Raw genomic sequence first — 19,456 nt, forward strand, 5'->3', positions numbered from 1 at the left:
AATAATACTAATCTATAAAAAATCATACTATGGCTTTCGAATTACCACAACTCCCATATACTTATGACGCCTTAGAGCCTCATATTGATGCCCGTACAATGGAAATACACCATTCCAAACATCACAATGCATACACTACAAATCTGAACGCTGCTATTGCAGGAACAGACCTGGAAGGAAAATCTATTGAAGAAATTCTTCACAATCTGGATTTATCCAAAGCTGCTGTACGTAATAATGGTGGTGGTTTTTACAACCACAATTTATTCTGGGAAGTAATGTCACCAAACGGCGGCGGACAACCAACGGGAGAATTAGCAGAGGCGATTACGGCTGCTTTTGGTTCTTTTGAAGAATTTAAAGCACAGTTTTCAAAAGCTGGAGCAACACAATTCGGTTCCGGATGGGCTTGGCTTTGTGTTCAGAAAGGCGGAAAACTGGATGTTTGCGGAACGCCTAACCAGGACAACCCATTAATGCCGGGAATCGGATGCGGCGGAACGCCTATTTTAGGAATGGACGTATGGGAACATGCTTACTACCTGAACTATCAAAACAGAAGACCGGATTATATTGAAGCTTTCTTTAATGTAATTAACTGGGCTGAAGTAGCAAAACGTTTTGCAGCTGCAAAATAAAAGATATCTTTTACAAAAAAACCCGAAAGAATCAGGGATGATTCTTTCGGGTTTTTTTATGCCTTTTTATAAAATGAAAAAGGTGGAATAGAATTCCACCCTTTTTGCCCCAAATCTACCATAAACTTAACCTACTAATGCTATGGTGATACAAATGTATTGTCAACGCTTTCCGTCATCAAATAAATCAGATTATCTACTAATAAATTCGATAAAAAGCGCGTTTTAACTCTTTAATAAGCACGGGCATCCTTACCTTCATAAAAATTCATAAAAGCCCGGTTCACAACACGATTACCACCGTTTGTCGGATAGTCGCCTGTAAAGTACCAATCTCCTAAATTTTTAGGACATGCTTTGTGTAAATTTTCAACGGTCTGGAAGATGATTTTTACCTCTGCTCCCACACAGGAAGTAGTCAGCATTGCAGCAATTTTATCGGAAATTTCCTGATCTGTAAAAGGAGCATACATTTCTTTTACATAGTTAACCACTTCACTATCCGGTAAATTTTCCTGTGCTTTCGATTTTTGATAAACTTCTTCCACTATATGGTACAGGTTACGCTCTTTCAGCAATTCCAAAGCGGCCTGAAAAGCAACCAGTCCTTCCAGTTTTGCCATATCGATACCGTAACAATCCGGATAACGGATCTGCGGTGCCGAAGAAACAATCACTATCTTTTTAGGATGCAGCCTGTCCATCATTTTGATGATACTTTTCTTTAAGGTCGTACCACGAACAATACTGTCATCAATGATAACCAGATTGTCGGTCGGTTTAATAACCCCGTAGGTCACATCATAAACGTGTGCTACCAGATCATCACGGCTGCTGTCTTCTGTAATAAACGTACGCAGCTTCGCATCTTTAATCGCTACTTTTTCGGTTCTCAGTTTTACAGAAAGGATATCCTGTAACTTCTCAGCCGTTAAAACTTCTTTATTCGCTAAGATATCGGATATTTTACGCTGGTTTAAGAAATCCTGAGCCGCTTCCACCATTCCGTAAAAGGAGGTTTCTGCAGTATTGGGAATATACGAGAATACCGTATTGTCCGTATCATTATCAATAGCCTCTAAAACAGCCGGCATGATCAGTTTACCCAAATCTTTACGTTCCTGGTAAATTTCGGCATCGCTTCCTCTTGAAAAATAGATTCTTTCAAAAGAACAGGCTTTTAAAGGTAATGCCTCTCTGATTTGTTCGTCCAGTACGCGGCCGTCTTTTTTTACGATAATGGCATGTCCCGGAGTAATTTCCTGAATGGCCTCAAACGGAACATTGAAAACGGTCTGAATAACCGGTCTTTCGGATGCTACCACCACGATTTCATCATCCTGGTAATAAAATGCCGGACGGATTCCTGCCGGATCTCTTGTTACGAAAGCATCACCATGACCTAAAAGTCCTGCCATTGCATATCCGCCATCCCAGTTTTTGGAAGCACGTCTTAAAATACGGGCAATATCCAGCCTTTCGGCAATTACCGGAGAAGCATCTCTTTTGCTTAGTCCTTCGTTTTTACATTCCTGATACAGGTCTGTAATTTCATCATCCAGAAAATGTCCGATTTTTTCCATTACCGTAACGGTATCGGCCATTTCTTTCGGATGCTGCCCTAATCGTACCAAATCGTCGAAAAGTTCTTTAACATTCGTCATGTTAAAGTTTCCGGCAACAATCAGGTTGCGGTGCATCCAGTTGTTCTGACGTAAAAACGGATGTACACTTTCAATGCTGTTTTTTCCAAAAGTCCCGTAACGAACGTGCCCTAAAAACAGTTCACCGATATAAGGGATTTCTTTTTTCTGTAGTTCTACATTGTCGTTATACTCCGGATGTAACGCTAATTCTTCATTAATCCTTTGATTGACTTGTGCAAAAATGTCCTGAATCGGTTGCGCCTGATTGGATCTGATTCTGCTGATATAGCGCTCTCCCGGTTCCACATCTAATTTAATACTTGCCAAACCTGCTCCATCCTGCCCTCTGTTGTGCTGCTTTTCCATTAACAGGTACATTTTCTGTATCCCGTAAAAAGCAGAACCATATTTTTCTTTATAGAATTCCAATGGTTTTTTTAATCTCAAAAGGGCAATGCCACACTCATGTTTTATTGCGTCACTCATAGTTGTTGTGTTGTTGTGTGTTTTTGTATATTAATAAAAAAAGCCCCGTTTCGAGGCTTCGGATGTATCCGTTATTCTTGTAATGCAATTTCAAATTGCGTTAATGCTTTAAATTGTTTCAAGCGGGACAGTACTTCCGGTTTTTGCAAACGTTCCATTCGCTGCGTTCCGAATTCTTCAACACAGAACGATGCTAAATTGGATCCGTAAACAATGGCGTTTTTAAGGTTTTCAAAAGAAACATTTTCGCTCTGCGCGATATATCCTGAAAAACCTCCTGCAAAAGTATCTCCGGCTCCTGTTGGATCGAAAACCTCTTCCAATGGTAAAGCCGGTGCAAAGAAAACTTCTTTATTGTGGAACAATAATGCTCCGTGCTCTCCTTTTTTGATTACCACAAACTTAGGTCCCATTTCCTGAATTTTAGCAGCCGCTTTCACCAAAGAGTATTCTCCGGACAACTGGCGTGCTTCTTCATCATTAATTGTAATTACATCTACTCTTTTAATGACATCCAGTAATTCCGGTAAAGCGCAATCCATCCAGAAGTTCATGGTATCCAATACTACTAATTTAGGACGTGATTCCATTTGATCCAAAACACTGCTTTGTACAATAGGATGCAAGTTTCCTAACATTACTACATCGGCATCTTTAAAATCTGCCGGTACTTTTGGCTGGAAATCTGCCAATACATTCAATTGTGTATCTAAGGTATCTCTTGAATTTAAATCGTTGTGATAACGTCCGCTCCAAAAGAAGGTCTTTCCTCCTTTTACCACTTCAAGTCCTGAGATATCAATATTTCTATTTTTAAGTGAGTCTAAATATTCTTGTGGAAAATCTTCACCAACTACAGAAACTATAGCCGACTTTAAATTAAAAAAAGAAGCCGAAAGTCCAATATATGTAGCAGCACCACCTAAAATTTTATCAGTCTTTCCAAACGGTGTTTCAATTGCATCAAAAGCAACAGTTCCTACAATTAATAATTTATTCATAAAACGAGTTGAAAATTAGGGTGCAAATATACTTCATAAGTTTCAGAGTTGCAACGATTCAGCATCACAAAGTAATTGTAAAGTTTACAACAGCATTCCCTAATTATGCTGCTCTCTTTCATAAAAGGTATCCACAGAAAGCTTTTCCAACTGTGAAGCCATTACCGCCAGCTCGTCACATCGTTCATTCTGAGGGTGGTTATTATGTCCTTTTACCCATTTGAAGTCCACCTGGTGTTTGCGGTAAATCTTTAAAAACCGCATCCAGAGATCCGGATTTTTCTTCCCGTCAAAGTTTTTCTTTTCCCAGCCGAAAACCCAGCCTTTCACTACGGAATCAATCACATATCTGGAATCGGAGATAACCAGCACTTTTGTGCCCTGTATTTTGAGCTTTTCAAGTCCTACGATTACCGCCAGCAATTCCATCCTGTTATTGGTCGTGAGGCGGAAACCTTCAAAGAATTCTTTTTTATACGGTTTGCCCACCCATTGCAGGATTACACCGTAACCGCCGGGACCGGGATTGCCTTTGGCAGCACCGTCTGTATATATATGTACTTCGTGACTCACGTTATTCTTTTAACAGGTTTTCAATCACCACCGGGAAATGGTCGTGTTCCAGAAGCTGCACTTTATGCGCAATTTCTTCGGGCGTCAGACAATCTGCAACAGCTGTCCGCGCCTGAAATACAATACCGCCTTCGTCATAATGTTCGTTTACATAATGTATTGTAATCCCCGTTTCCGCTTCTTTATTTTCCAGAACGGCACGGTGAACATGCATGCCATACATTCCTTTACCGCCATATTTCGGTAATAATGCCGGATGAATATTGATGATTTTATCGGGATAATGCGCAATAATACTGTCCGGAAACTTCCAAAGAAATCCTGCCAAAACGATCAGATCCGGCCGAATTGTGTCGATTTTTTCCAGAACAGTTCCGTCAAAAAGCTCGTTTTTGTCAAAAATTACGGTCGAAACACCCAATTTTTCCGATTTTTCCAAAACTTTTGCAGTGGCATTATTCGAAAAAACTGCCGCCACCTGTATTTGGCTATTATCCCTGAAGTGTAAAATAATTTTTTCGGCGTTAGAGCCCGAACCAGAAGCAAATATCACAATCTTTCTCATCGATCCCGTGTTTTTTTATTCCGCAAAAAAAAGAATAATAAATGATATTAAACAGTTTTTAGAGGCCTTTGTAAAATTAATTTTTTATTTTCGTAGCCACATTTATTAACTAAAATGTTGTATTAAAATAAAGTTTTTTATTTTTGCCAACAAATTAAATTTTAAAATTAAAGATTATGTCAGACATTGCATCAAGAGTAAAAGCGATTATCGTAGACAAATTAGGTGTTGACGAAAACGAAGTTGTAACGGAAGCAAGCTTCACTAACGATTTAGGAGCTGATTCATTAGACACTGTTGAGCTTATTATGGAGTTCGAAAAAGAATTCGATATTCAAATTCCAGATGACCAAGCTGAAAACATTGCTACTGTTGGCCAAGCTATCTCTTACATAGAAGAAGCTAAGAAATAATAACCTCATGCATCCCATGTGTTCATTTTCCTGAATACATGGGTGTTATTATTTTTCAACAGGTATTTGGTTAAGAGAAATACTACTGATTGGAAACAATCTATTAAAATATATATCAAATTACCCATGTTTCCTTTGATTCATAAAAGAAAACAACATGGGTATTTTTGTTTAAATTGAAACTATAAAATTGAACGTATGAAATTAAGACGAGTTGTAGTAACGGGATTAGGTGCACTTACTCCTATTGGTAACAATATTCAAGAATACTGGAATGGTCTTATTAATGGTGTAAGCGGAGCGGCTCCAATTACTTATTTTGATGCAACCAACTTCAAAACACAATTTGCTTGTGAGCTAAAAGGTTTTAATGTTGAAAATTTCATAGATCGTAAAGAGGCTCGTAAAATGGACCGTTATGCGCAATATGCAATGGTTTCATCTGAAGAGGCGGTTAACGATGCTAATTTCAATTTTGACAAATTAGATAAAGACAGAGTTGGTGTTATCTGGGGATCCGGTATTGGCGGTTTGGAAACTTTCCAGCAGGAAGTTATGGATTTTGCAAAAGGAAGTGGTATTCCTAAGTTCAATCCGTTCTTTATACCAAAAATGATCGCGGATATCGCCGGAGGTCACATTTCAATAAAATACGGATTCAGAGGCCCGAACTTCACTACAGTTTCAGCTTGCGCTTCCTCTACAAATGCATTAATTGATGCTTTTAACTATATCCGTTTAGGCCATGCTGATGTTATGGTTACGGGTGGTTCTGAAGCAGCAGTTACCATTGCAGGTATGGGTGGTTTTAATGCGATGCATGCCCTTTCTACAAGAAACAACGATCCCAAGACAGCTTCCCGTCCTATGGACAAAGACCGTGAAGGTTTTGTACTAGGAGAAGGAGCCGGTGCATTAATTCTGGAAGAATACGAACACGCTGTGGCTCGTGGTGCCAGAATCTATTGCGAAATTGGCGGTGGCGGAATGTCAGCAGATGCACACCACATTACAGCTCCGCATCCGGAAGGATTTGGTGCTAAAAATGTAATGTTGAACTGTTTGAGAGATGCCGGTTTACAACCAACGGATGTAGACGGTGTGAACATGCACGGAACTTCTACACCATTAGGCGATATTGCCGAAAGCAAAGCTATTCAGCACGTATTTGGCGAACACGCTTATACGTTAAACCTGAATTCAACAAAATCAATGACCGGACACTTACTGGGTGCTGCCGGAGCCATTGAAGCAATTGCTTCTATTCTTTCTATCGTACACGGAATTGTTCCTCCAACGATCAACCATTTTACCGATGATGAAAACATCGATAACAAATTAAACTTCACCTTCAATCAGGCTCAGAAAAGAGACATGAAAGTTGTGATGAGTAATACTTTTGGTTTTGGCGGACACAATGCTTGCGTATTAGTTAAAAAAATAGAGCTATAGTATTCTAATGAGTATTATCAAAAAAATATTTTCAAATTCCCGCTCTAATGAAGACGGGATTTTTTTTGATGAAATCCAAAAAATATTAGGATTCAAACCCGCAAATTTAAACCATTACCGCAAGGCTTTCACCCACCGTTCGATGAACAAAACGGACGAGGATGGAAACCCGCTTAACTACGAACGTTTGGAGTTTTTAGGCGATGCCATGCTGGGCTCTGTTATTGCAGCCCACCTTTTCAATATGGTTCCCACCGGCGATGAAGGCTATCTGACCAAGATGCGCTCCAAAATCGTGAGCCGGGAACACCTTAACGAATTGGGCAAGGACCTGAACCTGATTAAACACGTGGAAAGCAAAGTGTCTACCCAGCATTTTGGCGAGAATATACACGGAAATTTATTCGAAGCCTTAATCGGCGCCATTTACCTGGACAGAGGGTTTACCTATTGTGAGAAATTTATCCATAAAAAGGTAATCACTCCTTATGTCGATATCCCGAAACTGGAAGGAAAAGTAATCAGTTATAAAAGTCTTGTTATTGAATGGTGCCAGAAAGAAAAGCTGTCATTCCATTATGATGTTTTTGAAGACAACGGAAACGAAGGCATTAAATATTTTGGCGTTAAATTAAAGATTGACAACAAGATCGTTGCAAGAGCAAGAGCAACGTCTAAGAAAAAAGCAGAAGAGAAAGCCTCACAAAGAGCCTATTTTGCTTTTCAGGAAAAGATGAACAAAAAGTAACAACCTGCCTTTGCTAAATTATCGTTAACAACACGGCTTTGCTGTTTTTTAAATCTTTAATGTACTATCTTTACATTTGATTTTTTAAGAAAATATGGCTATTCACAAACTACTGATTGACGATTTCATTTCCGAAGATTATGAATTGATTGCAATTCATGCTACCTTGGAAGATTATCGATTAGCCTATTTTATCAATCAGAAATTACCGGTTACCTTCGAAAAAAGCAGTAAAGACATCGGCATCCAGATCGAGGAGGGAAAAAGTCATTTTACCCGCTTTATTTTTGATGACGAAGCCAATGAATTGTTCTGGAATTTAATTCCGAACAAGACCAAAATAATAACCCGCCAAACGAAAGCAACAACCCTTTTTGAGGAAACAGAATTTGATATTACTACCAACATCTTCCTGCTTCCGGAATTAAAAAAAGTGGATTACATTATAAAAATCGAAAATACCGACGATTTTTTTGACCTGGACAGTTTAATCGACCAATTACTAACGATTAAACAGATTACCATGGCCTACAAAATCGATCAGAACAAACTAAAATCAAAAAATAATTTAATTTTCTAATACAAATGCCGACAAGAAAAAAGACAAAAATTGTAGCAACACTTGGTCCTGCATGCAGTACAAGAGAGATCATTAAAGATATGATCGATGCAGGAGTAAATGTGTTTAGAATTAATTTTTCTCATGCTGATTATACCGATGTTAAAGAACGTATTGACATTATTAGAGGGCTAAACGAAGAATTTGGCTATGCAACATCCATACTGGCCGATTTACAGGGACCAAAACTGCGCGTAGGCGTTATGAAGGAAGATGTCGTAGTCAGCAAAGGCGATGAAATCACTTTCACCACTGCCGAAGACATTTTAGGTACTGCCCAAAAAGTGTACATGAACTATAAAGAGTTCCCGAGAGATGTGAATCCCGGAGAACGCATCCTTCTGGACGACGGAAAGCTTATTTTCGAAGTTCTGGAAACCGATAAAAACACCGAAGTAAAAGCGGTTGTGATTCAGGGTGGTCCTTTAAAATCTAAAAAAGGGGTAAACCTTCCGAATACCAAAGTATCACTTCCGGCTTTAACCGAAAAAGATATCCGTGATGCGCTTTTTGCCATTAAGAACAATGTAGACTGGATTGCGCTTTCATTCGTTAGAACACCGAAAGACCTGGAAGATTTACAGGATCTGATCGCTGCAAATTCCGACCATAAAATTCCGATTATTGCTAAGATTGAAAAACCGGAAGCTGTTGAAAACATTGATAAAATCGTTGCTTTTGCCGATGGTTTAATGGTTGCCCGTGGTGATCTGGGTGTGGAAATGCCGGCTCAGGAAGTGCCGCTGATCCAGAAAAAACTGGTACACCGAGCTAAAACAGCCCGTATACCGGTAATCATTGCCACACAAATGATGGAAACAATGATCACCAGCCTAACACCTACCCGTGCAGAAGTAAACGACGTGGCAAACTCCGTAATGGATGGTGCCGATGCCGTAATGCTTTCCGGAGAAACGTCTGTGGGTAGTTACCCGGTTCAGGTAATTGAGAAAATGACACAGATTATTGAGAGCGTTGAAAACTCTCCTTTAATTAAAGTGCCTCAAAATCCGCCATTGGTAAGAACCAAACGCTACATTACAAAATCGATTTGTTACCACGCCGCTTTAATGGCTAATGATATTGATGCCAAAGCCATTTCAACTTTAACGAATAGCGGTTATACGGCTTTCCAGATTTCGGCATGGAGACCTCATTCCCATATTCTGGTATTTACTTCAAACAAACGAATTGTAACACAATTGAGCCTGCTTTGGGGGGTACATACATTCCTATACGATAAATTGGTCAGCACTGACGATACCGTAGAGGATATCAATAAAATTTCGAAAGAAAAAGGATTTGTCGAAGAAGGCGACATGCTTATCAATCTTGCCGCCATGCCGGTGATTGACAAAGGGATGGTTAATACCTTACGAATCTCGCAGATCAACTAACATACTACTAAAAAAGCTATCCAAACGGGTAGCTTTTTTGTTTGATACCGGTTTCCGGATTATACTTAGAAATCAAATTTTAACTGTACTACAACGGCTTTCTTTATTTCCGTATTCAGGTTTCCTAAAGAAATTCCGAGCAAACGCACCGAATCTTTCATTTTTTCCTGATAGAGCAATTCTTTGGCCGTTTCAAAAATCAGGCTTTTATCCGAAATAAAATACGGCAGCGTCTTGCTTCTTGTCTGCAACGTAAAATCGGAATATTTAATTTTAAGCGTAACGGTTTTGCCGGCTATTTTTTGAGGCTTCATTCGCTTATCCAGTTCTTTTGCAATGTTTTCCAGCTTCTCTTCCATAAAGATTTCCGAAGAGAGATTGATGTTAAAGGTTCTTTCAGCACCAACCGATTTCAACGTCCGGTTGGGTTTTACCGAACTGTTGTGAATACCCCTGACAATGCTGTAATAATGCACGCCGCTTTTTCCAAAATGTTCTTCTAAATATTCCACCGATTTTGCTTTTAAATCCTTGCCGGTAAAGATTCCGCTCTGATACATTTTTTCCGCCGTGACCTTACCAATTCCGTAGAATTTTTTAATATCCAGTTCTTCCAGAAATTGCTCCACTTCTTCCGGGTTGATGGTTTTTTGTCCGTTTGGTTTATTAATGTCGCTGGCTACTTTTGCCACAAATTTATTAATGGAAATTCCAGCCGAAGCGGTCAGGCCCACTTCATCAAAAATCCGTTTCCGGATTTCTTTGGCAATTAATGTCGCACTGGGATTTCCTTTTTTGTTCTCGGTAACATCCAGATAGGCTTCATCCAGCGAAAGTGGCTCCACCAGATCCGTATAATCATGAAAAATAGCACGGATTTTTTTAGAGATCTCTTTATAGCGGTCAAAACGGGGCCGGACAAAAATGAGTTCCGGGCAATTCTTCTTGGCAAGATAGCCGCTCATTGCACTCCGAACACCAAATTTCCGGGCTTCATAACTCGCTGCCGAAACCACTCCCCGCACTTCACTACCACCAACAGCAACAGGTTTCCCTTTAAGCATAGGGTTGTCCATTTGCTCAACAGAAGCATAAAAAGCATCCATATCGACATGGATAATTTTGCGGAAATAGGGAGTCGATTCCATGGCGTAAATTTATTGTATATTCCATAAAAAAATAAGCATTCCTGAAAAAAACGGCGATACTTTCAGACACTTTCGGTTTAATAGGAAATTTATTATTAACCCTGTTATGAAGCGATAATGATACGAAAAAGAGGCTTCCGTTTTTCGCCCTCAGGCTGTTTGCTACAGCGGCGAAAGAACAAAATCCGCAAATAAAAAAAGAGGCCGTTAAGCCTCTCCGATCACATAGGTTCTGTTTTATGTTTGTAGAAATGGATTTTTTTAAATAGTTCCGGAAATCAATACAGCTTCTGTACGGATAAAAACAATTCCCGGGTATTGTCTGCCGTATTTGTATCTGTAGTAGTCGCATTACTGCTTCCTGCATAGGATTTATTGTCTACGCGAATGGCATAATATACCCTGTACCATCGTGGTTCCGGCTCCTGCATTGTAATATCAAAAGTTACGGTTTCATTATGGGTCTGGGTTAGGTAAACGCCATCGTCAAACTGCCGGTAATCACCCGGCACTAATTTTATGTTTCCATTATCGGAATCTCCGGTATGGGTAGACACTTCCGAAACCCAAATTTTAATATTGCCGGTACTCACGTTGTACAAACGGGGATTAAATGTAGTTGCGGCACCTGTTCCCGAGGAATTGGCGTTAAACTGGGCATCCAGCCTCAGCACACCGCCCAATACGGGAAGGTCAGCAAGATAGGTGCTTGCCAGGATATTCGCGCCGGCCGTACTTGCCGGAATACTACCGTGATAATAGACCAATTCGCCGATGGCAATGTCCTCATCATTTCCGCCAAAAGCAAATTTCCAGGTTACCCCGTTAAAGAGATAATATCCCGGCTTATCTACTCTCGCCGTTTTTACTGATGGTGTGTTTACCGCTTCCGTTACATATACCAGTGCTCCGGTCTGCTCAGCAAGATAGACCGCATCTTTGGCTTTTAGCTGATCACCGGTCATTCTCGGAGCAATTACGCCGTCGGCCGATGTTGCGGCATCCGGTTTTCCTACAACATCCAGAGTGGCTTTCGGAGCCGCAGTATTGATGCCTACCTGTGCAAAAATTCCAATAGAAAAAAAACTTAAAATCAAACTGCATCCCAATAACTTAACTTCCTTCATCTTTTTACGTGCTTTTTAAATATTTTATTAAAAAAGCGGGATACGACCTGGAAATCATTTTATTTTTACCCTGTCTTCTTTATCTTTACACTAATAAACACTTTACCCCAAAATAAAGTTACCCCGCTTTAATAGTACAAAGAGTTATCCCGCTTTATTGAAGTGCAAAGTTATCCCGCCAGACAAATCATTTTCAGGTCCTATCAATGAAAACCGGAAAACGGCTTATACTCTATAAAGCACTCCTAGTCAACGCCTTAATACAGTCATTTACAGAATATGACTGATTGAAAAATAGTTGAAGTAATAACCCGGTAATAATAGAACAGTAATGACATCCTCAGGCCTTACAAAACTTCAGAAGATCGAAAAATATAAAAAAGCGCTGGTTCGTTCCTATATCATTTTAATGGCCATTGTGCTTTTTATATTTGCCGGCATTTTTACCTTTTTCATTGTAGACAAAACAATGTCCTGGTATCTCTATGGCGGGCTTTTTTTCCTGCTATATTCTTATTTCATCATTGGCAAGCGGTACTCTGTTAACATACTGGTTCATTCGTATATGATCATTGCTTCCTTTTACAATTTTTACATCATGCTCGCTTTCTGGCACAACTCTGTAGCAAGTTTTGTATGGCTTATGCCAATTCCATTAGCCGCTTATGTGTTTTTCTCCAGAAAATATGTTATTCTCTACAGTCTGTTTGTTCTTTTAAATATTGCTGCAGGCTATTTGATTTCCGTAAATTTTGATTTTGACTTTAAAGAACACAGCCGGGAAGATGTAAAGCTGACGGATACTTTTCTTGTTATCTCTAATGTAGCTGTGATTGCCCTTCTCATCTATTACAAGGATAAAATACGGCGGGAAGAGATTTACCATCAAATTGAAAATGTGCCGAATACGGAAACCCGAACGGGCAACGTTGCCGAAAAAGATCCGCCGTTTGCAGATGAACTGTTTGAAAAGATTGAAAGCGCCATGCAAGACCAGCAGTTTTATAAGGATGTTACTTTCAACATCTCCAAACTGTCGGCAGCATTGGGTGTAAACAACAGCTATATCTCAAAAGCAATACGCCATCACGGTTATCCCAATTTTAACAGCTATCTCAACCGGTACAGGGTTAATTGTGTGAAAAAACTATTGGTCGAAAACGATCTGGAAAAAGTAACGCTGATGTCTATTTATACGGAAGCCGGATTCTCGAATCAATCTACTTTTAACCGTGTGTTTAAGCAGCTTGAAAAGATCACGCCTTCCGATATGATCCGGCAGCTGAATAACGATTATTCTTCGTGATTTCTTTCCTTTAGCGGGAAGAAAAAGGCACCCGGATGTTTTTTAAAATGTGCCCAGATGGCTTTATTCAGCAAACGGAATTCCGAGATTGGAATATTCCGGGAACGAAACGCAAGTCCTAACGACAGTGCAAAGCTCACAATAAAGTTCATAAAACCAATTATTCCGATTCCGAGAATACTCCAGAAAATCATCCAGAAATCCACTTTAAAATCGGTTCCGTATAGTCCTAAGGCAAAGTTTCCGCTGGCAAAAGTAATGTGGCGGATATCCAGGTTTAGTCCTAAAAAGATTCCTATTGAAGCGGTACTTCCCAAAAAGACGCCAAACCATCCGTTTGAAACAATTCCCGCCCAGTTATTTTCAAACCAGGTGGCTATTTTTTTTGTTTTTTCCACACCCAGACTCAGCTTTAACAACGGGTGCTCCTGGATTCTATAATACACCTGATTGTGTTTGTTTCGATTGGAAATACTTCCCGAAATAATCCCGGAAAGGAATAAAAACACACCGGCTATCGAAGCGTGGAAGATGGCCGCAGAATATATGGGGTTTAAATCACCCAATAGTTTAGGCCATTTTGTCGCTGCAATATTGTAATCGAAAACAAGGTCGATAAGCCATATTCCCAATAACGAAACGGGGAAAGCCATGACTACGTTACCCACAAAAGCGATAAACTGCGAACGGAATAAACGGGCAAAAAGCCGGGCAAACGAGCTGTGCTTGTCTTCGTTTCTGGACTGTTTCTTCATTCCTTTTTCTAACGACTGGATAATGGTTGCTGCCGTCATTGCCGGCTGTTTGGTTGCCAGCGTAAATCCGCAAAGGTAAATGGCGATAAAACCCAGTGAATAGTTCAAACTGTATAAAAAGGCATGCCCGAAAGCACTGGTTTCAATCTTCGAAAACAATAGTTTGATCACGCAAAGCACCCCAACAATAAAGCCGCCGCCAAGCGCCGCCTTCAGCATGCCAAAATATTCGCCGGCACTTTCCGTAATATAATGCTCGCCGGTTTTGGCCGTATGCTGCGTGATTTCATACGAAAGCAGCTGTGTACTTTCGTTGAACAACTGGCCAACATTATTTTTATAGCAATTAAACTTGATGAGTTTTAATGCTAACTGAATGGTATTGTTTCTTTTGTCTTCTTCTTTATTGACCACCAATAACGGAATCAGGATTTTCATCCGGTACAGCTGCTGGCGGATTCGCAGCAAACTCTGGTTAACTTTTATCGATATTCCGTATTTGGAGCTGTTGCTAAATGCCTTGTCGACATATTCTTCACATTGCTTGTGTAAGATCAGTAATTGCTTGTAAAAATGATCATCGGATGTAATGGAATGCGCTTCATCGGTTCTTACCCTTTCTATTATCAGCAGCAATTCTTTTTCAAAAGCGGTAAACGGACTTTCAAACTGGCTGTATTCCGGCACCATCTTGATCACATCATTCTCCATCGCTCTACCGCTCATACGCTGCGGGATAATGCTCATTACCTGCAACATTTCGGATAGTGGTGATTTTTCTTTAGCCGAAACATACATATCGTTAAAAGACAATAAATCATAAAGCTGGTACAGCTCTTCTATCGGGACTTTGTTAATCCAGACAGCATCCGAGTTCAGGTAAAACACCTGATTCAAGATGTATTGCAGTGTGTCTTTTTGCGGCTGATAGGGTAAAACCTTGGCTAACAATCGTTTTTTTACTTCAAAAACAAAATCGGAATCCTGTAATATCGCTGCATCCGAAAGCATCCGGCTGAATTTTCTTTCTTTAAAAACATGCGTCAGATAGGTTATCAGTAAGGCTCTTTTTTCGGGATTCTCCTGTAGGTAGAGCAGTAATTTCGCAATGGAAACAACGGTTTCTTTTTTCGGTTTTTTCGGTCGGAAAAGATGAACTAAATCCACCAAAAAATGCAGATTATCTTCAGAGACATATTGTTGATTTTCAAAGTGTTTGTTAAACAACGCTTCAATGGTCAAGGCTGATTGTAGTTTATGTCTTAAATTCATACTGTTGTTTTTGGCAATTATTCTCCCGCAAAATTACAATTTGAGCGGTATTATTTTCTTAACTTGCTCCTAAATTAGGTTAATTTCTCTAAAAATGCAGGAAATAGAACGAAAGTTTTTAGTTACATCCGATGCTTTTAAAGCCGCTGCACATACCGAAAACAGGATTGTTCAGGGTTATCTGAATTCCAATCCGGAAAGAACGGTAAGGGTACGGATTAAAGGCAAAAAGGGTTATATCACGATCAAAGGCAAAGGCAATGCGTCGGGAACGACCCGGTTTGAATGGGAAACTGAGATTCCACTGGCAGAGGCCGAAAACCTTCTTCTTTTATGTGAAAAGGGTGTTATCGATAAAATCCGTTACGAGATACCGCAGGGTAATCACGTTTATGAAGTGGATGTGTTTTCCGGAGAAAACGAAGGATTGATTATTGCCGAGATTGAACTGGATTCGGAATCGGAGCATTTCGAAAAACCGGACTGGATTGGCAAAGAAGTCACGGGTGACAAAAGGTATTACAATGCTTTTTTAAGTCATCATCCGTATCAAAGCTGGTCACTTTAACCCCTTGTTTATGAAATATTTTACCTCCTTATCGGTATTATTCTTTCTTTTTTCATGCGGTACTCCAAAAAACCAAACGGAAAAGAAAGCAGTGGTTTCCGGAATTGCCCCGGAGACGTTTCGATATCAAGACGGTGATACTACCTACACCATGCAGAAGTATTTCCTGGTTTTATTAAAAAAAGGGAAAAACAGAAATCAGCCGAAAGAAGAAACGGAAGTGATCCAGAAAAATCACATGGCCCATCTTTCCTGGCTGCATGAAACCGGTAAAATAAGCCTTGCCGGTCCTATTGACAAACACGACAATATTTCCGGTATTGTCATTTTTAACACCGCTACTTTAAAAGAGGCTGACAGTCTTGCCAAACTGGATCCGGCGGTAAAAGCCGGCCGGCTGGAAGTGGAAACCATCGGATGGTGGGCTGCTAAAGGAAGTAAGCTGAAGTAATTAATCCTGGATTATTTCAATATTTACATTGACAAATCCTCTTCCTTTACCATGAGTGATTTCCATAAACGCCTTTTTGGACAAATCGATTTCACGTCCTCTGGTAAATGGTCCTCTGTCGATTACCTCAACGATAACCGCTTTTTTATTGGCAACGTTTGTCACTTTAATTTTAGATCCGAACGGTAAGTTCCGGTGTGCTGCCGTATATTTTGAATTGTCAAATTTTTTACCGCTGGCTGTTCGTCTGCCATTAAACCGATCGGCATAATAGGATGCGTGAACATTTTTTTTGAAACCCTTAAGTTTAAGTCCGCCCTGAATAGCGATTGAATCTTTTTTAATGGTATCATTTGCTTTTGTTTTAGGGTCAGCCTGTACGGCAAAAACCTTACCGGTAACACTGCTAATTAGCAAAACAGAAAGCGAAACGAATACTATATATACAATTATTTTTTTCATTCTATTCAATTTTAAAGATACTTAAGTCAGCAAGAAACATGCCATTGATAAAAAAAGCCCTTACGGGCTTTCAATTATTAAAACCATAGACTCCATGGTATTCTGCTTAATATAAGAAGTAATCCTATTGCATAAAAAACGGCGATTTTTTTGAATTTTCCATTTTCGCTTTCTTCTCTTTTATGTTTTGACCATCCTACAGTGATTAAAGCAATCGCAATAATATTGATCAGCGGATGTTCCAAGGATGTTAATCGAAGGGCACTGTTACTCATTTGTCCAAGTGCTTCTTTACCTAACGGGGAAACGAAGTAAAGAATAAAACCAAAAAGTAATTGGATGTGGGAAAAAATTAATCCGAATAATGAGATTCTTCGGTCTTTTGGTTCAAAATTTCTTTTAGAATTAATCCCCATAAAAGCATTAATCACTGCAATAAATAATGCCAATAAAGCCAGGTAAGCCAAACCGGAATGGGCCTTTTGAATAATTTCGTACATAGTTTTGTTTTTGTTTTACAAACAAAGATAAGGATTTGAAAATTAAAAAAACCGTTTACCTGTGAGTGTAAACGGTTTTTAAACATTGGTGATTTTATTTTAATTAAAATTTCACAATTTTAAAATTCACTGTCTGATTATTGATAGTCATTTTAAAGAAATAAGTACCTGTTGCATAATTTGACATGTCAACTTTTGTAGTCATATCATTCAGCTTGTTCGAGTACAATAATTGTCCCTGTACGTTAAACACCTCTAAAGCGGTTATCGCATCTTTGGAAACTATAGTTACCAAACCGTTTGCAGGATTCGGATAGTAAGAGAAATCCAGATAGGTTGCTTCATCTAATCCCAATGACGGTACACAAGATGTTGTTGCTACCCAGCCGGAATCGGTTACACCCGGATCGGAAACGAATTTAAGTGTCAATGCTCCGTCTGCAGCTGTCGATTCAATTGGTGCCGGAATTGTTGTTCCGGTTAATCCTGCACCGCCCACCAATGGTGCTGCAGTAGTAGAACCGTTATAAACATACAGGAAGTCATAACCGTCTTCCAGTCTGAAGCTTGTAAAAGTGATTTTCACTTTATTATTAGCCAGATTCGGCACTAACGATCTAACAAAAGTCTGGTTGTTAGCATATTGTCCAAATACACCTCCGGTATCTGTTAACTGAATATTGTTACAGTAATCTGCACCTGTTAACAATATATAATCACGGGATAATGAGGTTGCTCCGGCAGTACAAACCGGTCTGATTCTAACTTTATAATAGGTATTCGGACTTAAGCCCTGAGCATCAAACGAATTGGTAGTAACCGTAGTCCACGTTCCCGGCGTTCCTGAAAACGGGAATACCACAATTTCCCATGAGGTAGCCGTTCCGGAATCTGTCCATGTGATGATGGCTGATGTATTGCCAGCTCCCATAGTCGATTCTATTCCGGTAACCGTATTGATACAGGTATTGATACAGTCTGTACTCAAACAGGCTCTGGAGTTTACGTGATTTAAAATGGCCGTTGTTGGCTGCGGACCAAATCCGTTTGTAAAGCTTATTCCTACTCCATTCACCAAATGGCAGTAGCTCATAATGGTTCCTTTAACGGAAGAAGAAGGGATTGTTGGAGGGTTTGTCATACAGCTGTATCCTTCTGCTGTAGATCCCAATGCACTTGGTGCACAGTTATCAATCGCCGTGTTATTGCCATTCCACACACAGGCATGCGTATGTCTTGATCCAAGCAAGTGACCCAATTCGTGTGTTACCACCTGAACGGTCCAGGAATAAGTAGGCACTGTACTGTAGCTGAAGTTCACATCAGAATAACTGTAATTGTTAGCTGTACATATTCCGCCAATGGTTACTGCTACACCGCCTAATCCTCCCGGATCAATACCTACAAGCTGTCCTACATCGCCATCAAAAACCGGTCTTACGGCATTAAATTTACCAAGATAATCCCCTGAACTGGTTCCTACTCCTTCATAAGGATCCTGTGTTGTCCAGATATAAACCGATTTCAACGCTGTTGTAATACCATCGTTATTATATAATGTCTGTACATTATTAAAAACAGAGGTCATCCAGTTTGAAGTTGTTGTTGTATTACTTCCGTTGGACTGATACAGGTTGTAATCCATTTCAAAATAAACCGTCACACATTTTGTACTAGTTGGGTTCAATGATGTAGCAGGTTCATTTTTGAATTCCCCTACTTTATCATCAGTAGCACATTCTGCATCGTTGGCAATTTTTAATTTCTGATCTTCATAGATAATGTAATCTTTCTGGTTGTTCTTTTTATCCAGTTTACCGATGGTCAGATTACTCAGTTTTGCACTGGAAACAATTCCGTTCAATTCATTCCTGAAAAAGTTAAAGGACACTAACGATTTGTCATCTCCTTTAATGATTCCGCGATAATAAACACCCGGCTGGTAGGCAATATTTTTCTTCTTATCCGTATCAATATGAAACCCTTCAGCTAATAAATCCACTTTATAAAGCTGAAGCGTTATGATTTCATCGTGATAAGGTATTTCCAACTCAATTGTTCCGTTTTTCTGGGATACAATTTCATTAACCGCTTCCGTCTTAATCTCTGCAAAAGAAGCATCACTTACCACCCGGGCAATTTCTTTACCCTGCGGTTTTTGTGACGCTGCTAATATCGAAAATTTCTTGAAGTCTGCCTTTCTCGACTGCAATTCACCCACTTTCTGGGCGACTTTATTCTGAGAAAAGACAGTTAACCCTACCATTAGGGTCAGAAAAAGGGTAATTTTTTTCATTTTAGCTAGTCTAGTTAGTATTTTTAGTCAGTC

Annotated in this window: 19 protein-coding genes; 9 read left to right on the forward strand and 10 right to left on the reverse strand. The window is 39.6% G+C overall.

Annotation, left to right across the window (positions count from 1 at the left end; genetic code table 11):
- Window positions 1–29 precede the first annotated feature (29 nt).
- Window positions 30–638: a superoxide dismutase gene (locus BGO42_RS12450; RefSeq protein ID WP_177730537.1), complete on the forward strand. Its 609-nt coding sequence runs from the start codon at window positions 30–32 to the stop codon at window positions 636–638.
- A gap of 233 nt (window positions 639–871) precedes the next feature.
- Here the strand turns inward: BGO42_RS12450 and BGO42_RS12455 are convergent, their stop codons facing one another.
- The 4 genes from BGO42_RS12455 to purN all read right to left on the reverse strand — a co-directional run bounded on the left by BGO42_RS12455 (window position 872) and on the right by purN (window position 4,909).
- Complete coding sequence (locus tag BGO42_RS12455) at window positions 872–2,770, reverse strand: amidophosphoribosyltransferase (protein WP_273244318.1); 1,899 nt, start codon at window positions 2,768–2,770, stop codon at window positions 872–874.
- 71 nt (window positions 2,771–2,841) lie between these two features.
- On the reverse strand, window positions 2,842–3,771 hold the full coding sequence (locus BGO42_RS12460) for a PfkB family carbohydrate kinase (protein WP_177730542.1): 930 nt from the start codon (window positions 3,769–3,771) through the stop codon (window positions 2,842–2,844).
- Window positions 3,772–3,870: 99 nt separating this feature from the next.
- Window positions 3,871–4,344: a ribonuclease HI gene (gene rnhA / locus BGO42_RS12465; protein WP_177730544.1), complete on the reverse strand. Its 474-nt coding sequence runs from the start codon at window positions 4,342–4,344 to the stop codon at window positions 3,871–3,873.
- 1 nt (window position 4,345) lies between these two features.
- Window positions 4,346–4,909: a phosphoribosylglycinamide formyltransferase gene (gene purN, locus BGO42_RS12470; RefSeq protein ID WP_177730546.1), complete on the reverse strand. Its 564-nt coding sequence runs from the start codon at window positions 4,907–4,909 to the stop codon at window positions 4,346–4,348.
- A 176-nt stretch (window positions 4,910–5,085) separates the two neighbouring features.
- On the opposite strand from purN, the gene BGO42_RS12475 reads away from it, so the two are divergent.
- The 5 genes from BGO42_RS12475 (at window position 5,086) to pyk (ending at window position 9,538) form a co-directional block, all read left to right on the forward strand.
- Window positions 5,086–5,322: an acyl carrier protein gene (locus BGO42_RS12475; protein WP_007137004.1), complete on the forward strand. Its 237-nt coding sequence runs from the start codon at window positions 5,086–5,088 to the stop codon at window positions 5,320–5,322.
- A gap of 198 nt (window positions 5,323–5,520) precedes the next feature.
- The gene (fabF, locus tag BGO42_RS12480) at window positions 5,521–6,774 is read left to right on the forward strand and encodes a beta-ketoacyl-ACP synthase II (protein WP_177730548.1); all 1,254 of its coding nucleotides are present in this window, start codon (window positions 5,521–5,523) and stop codon (window positions 6,772–6,774) included.
- A 7-nt stretch (window positions 6,775–6,781) separates the two neighbouring features.
- On the forward strand, window positions 6,782–7,522 hold the full coding sequence (gene rnc, locus BGO42_RS12485; RefSeq protein ID WP_177730550.1) for a ribonuclease III: 741 nt from the start codon (window positions 6,782–6,784) through the stop codon (window positions 7,520–7,522).
- Window positions 7,523–7,616: 94 nt separating this feature from the next.
- The gene (locus tag BGO42_RS12490; RefSeq protein WP_177730552.1) at window positions 7,617–8,102 is read left to right on the forward strand and encodes an IPExxxVDY family protein; all 486 of its coding nucleotides are present in this window, start codon (window positions 7,617–7,619) and stop codon (window positions 8,100–8,102) included.
- A 5-nt stretch (window positions 8,103–8,107) separates the two neighbouring features.
- Window positions 8,108–9,538 (forward strand): pyruvate kinase, encoded by a 1,431-nt coding sequence (pyk, locus tag BGO42_RS12495; protein WP_177730554.1) that lies wholly within the window; start codon window positions 8,108–8,110, stop codon window positions 9,536–9,538.
- A 65-nt stretch (window positions 9,539–9,603) separates the two neighbouring features.
- On the opposite strand, the gene dinB is transcribed toward pyk, so the two are convergent.
- Together dinB and BGO42_RS12505 are read right to left on the reverse strand one after the other, a co-directional pair.
- A complete protein-coding gene (dinB, locus tag BGO42_RS12500) occupies window positions 9,604–10,686 on the reverse strand; it encodes a DNA polymerase IV (RefSeq protein ID WP_177730563.1) in 1,083 nt (360 codons plus the stop codon).
- Window positions 10,687–10,964: 278 nt separating this feature from the next.
- Entirely contained in the window at window positions 10,965–11,813 is an 849-nt protein-coding gene (locus BGO42_RS12505; RefSeq protein ID WP_273244313.1) for a phage tail-like protein, read from the reverse strand.
- A 331-nt stretch (window positions 11,814–12,144) separates the two neighbouring features.
- On the opposite strand from BGO42_RS12505, the gene BGO42_RS12510 reads away from it, so the two are divergent.
- On the forward strand, window positions 12,145–13,119 hold the full coding sequence (locus BGO42_RS12510) for a helix-turn-helix domain-containing protein (protein ID WP_273244311.1): 975 nt from the start codon (window positions 12,145–12,147) through the stop codon (window positions 13,117–13,119).
- Here BGO42_RS12510 and BGO42_RS12515 read toward each other — a convergent pair.
- Window positions 13,107–15,146 (reverse strand): site-specific recombinase, encoded by a 2,040-nt coding sequence (locus BGO42_RS12515; RefSeq protein ID WP_177730569.1) that lies wholly within the window; start codon window positions 15,144–15,146, stop codon window positions 13,107–13,109. The genes BGO42_RS12510 and BGO42_RS12515 overlap by 13 nt on opposite strands.
- Window positions 15,147–15,240: 94 nt before the next feature.
- Here BGO42_RS12515 and BGO42_RS12520 point away from each other — a divergent pair, with 94 nt between their 5' ends.
- Window positions 15,241–15,714 (forward strand): CYTH domain-containing protein, encoded by a 474-nt coding sequence (locus tag BGO42_RS12520; RefSeq protein WP_177730571.1) that lies wholly within the window; start codon window positions 15,241–15,243, stop codon window positions 15,712–15,714.
- 10 nt (window positions 15,715–15,724) lie between these two features.
- Window positions 15,725–16,165: a YciI family protein gene (locus BGO42_RS12525; RefSeq protein ID WP_273244309.1), complete on the forward strand. Its 441-nt coding sequence runs from the start codon at window positions 15,725–15,727 to the stop codon at window positions 16,163–16,165.
- Here BGO42_RS12525 and BGO42_RS12530 read toward each other — a convergent pair whose 3' ends face one another.
- The 3 genes from BGO42_RS12530 to BGO42_RS12540 form a co-directional block, all read right to left on the reverse strand.
- Complete coding sequence (locus BGO42_RS12530) at window positions 16,166–16,627, reverse strand: septal ring lytic transglycosylase RlpA family protein (protein ID WP_177730575.1); 462 nt, start codon at window positions 16,625–16,627, stop codon at window positions 16,166–16,168.
- Window positions 16,628–16,704: 77 nt separating this feature from the next.
- On the reverse strand, window positions 16,705–17,127 hold the full coding sequence (locus BGO42_RS12535) for a hypothetical protein (protein WP_273244295.1): 423 nt from the start codon (window positions 17,125–17,127) through the stop codon (window positions 16,705–16,707).
- 103 nt (window positions 17,128–17,230) lie between these two features.
- Window positions 17,231–19,423: a M12 family metallo-peptidase gene (locus BGO42_RS12540; RefSeq protein ID WP_273244293.1), complete on the reverse strand. Its 2,193-nt coding sequence runs from the start codon at window positions 19,421–19,423 to the stop codon at window positions 17,231–17,233.
- Window positions 19,424–19,456 lie beyond the last annotated feature (33 nt).

Origin of the sequence: Flavobacterium sp. 40-81 (genome assembly GCF_001898245.1) — a bacterium.
Classification (GTDB): domain Bacteria; phylum Bacteroidota; class Bacteroidia; order Flavobacteriales; family Flavobacteriaceae; genus Flavobacterium; species Flavobacterium inviolabile.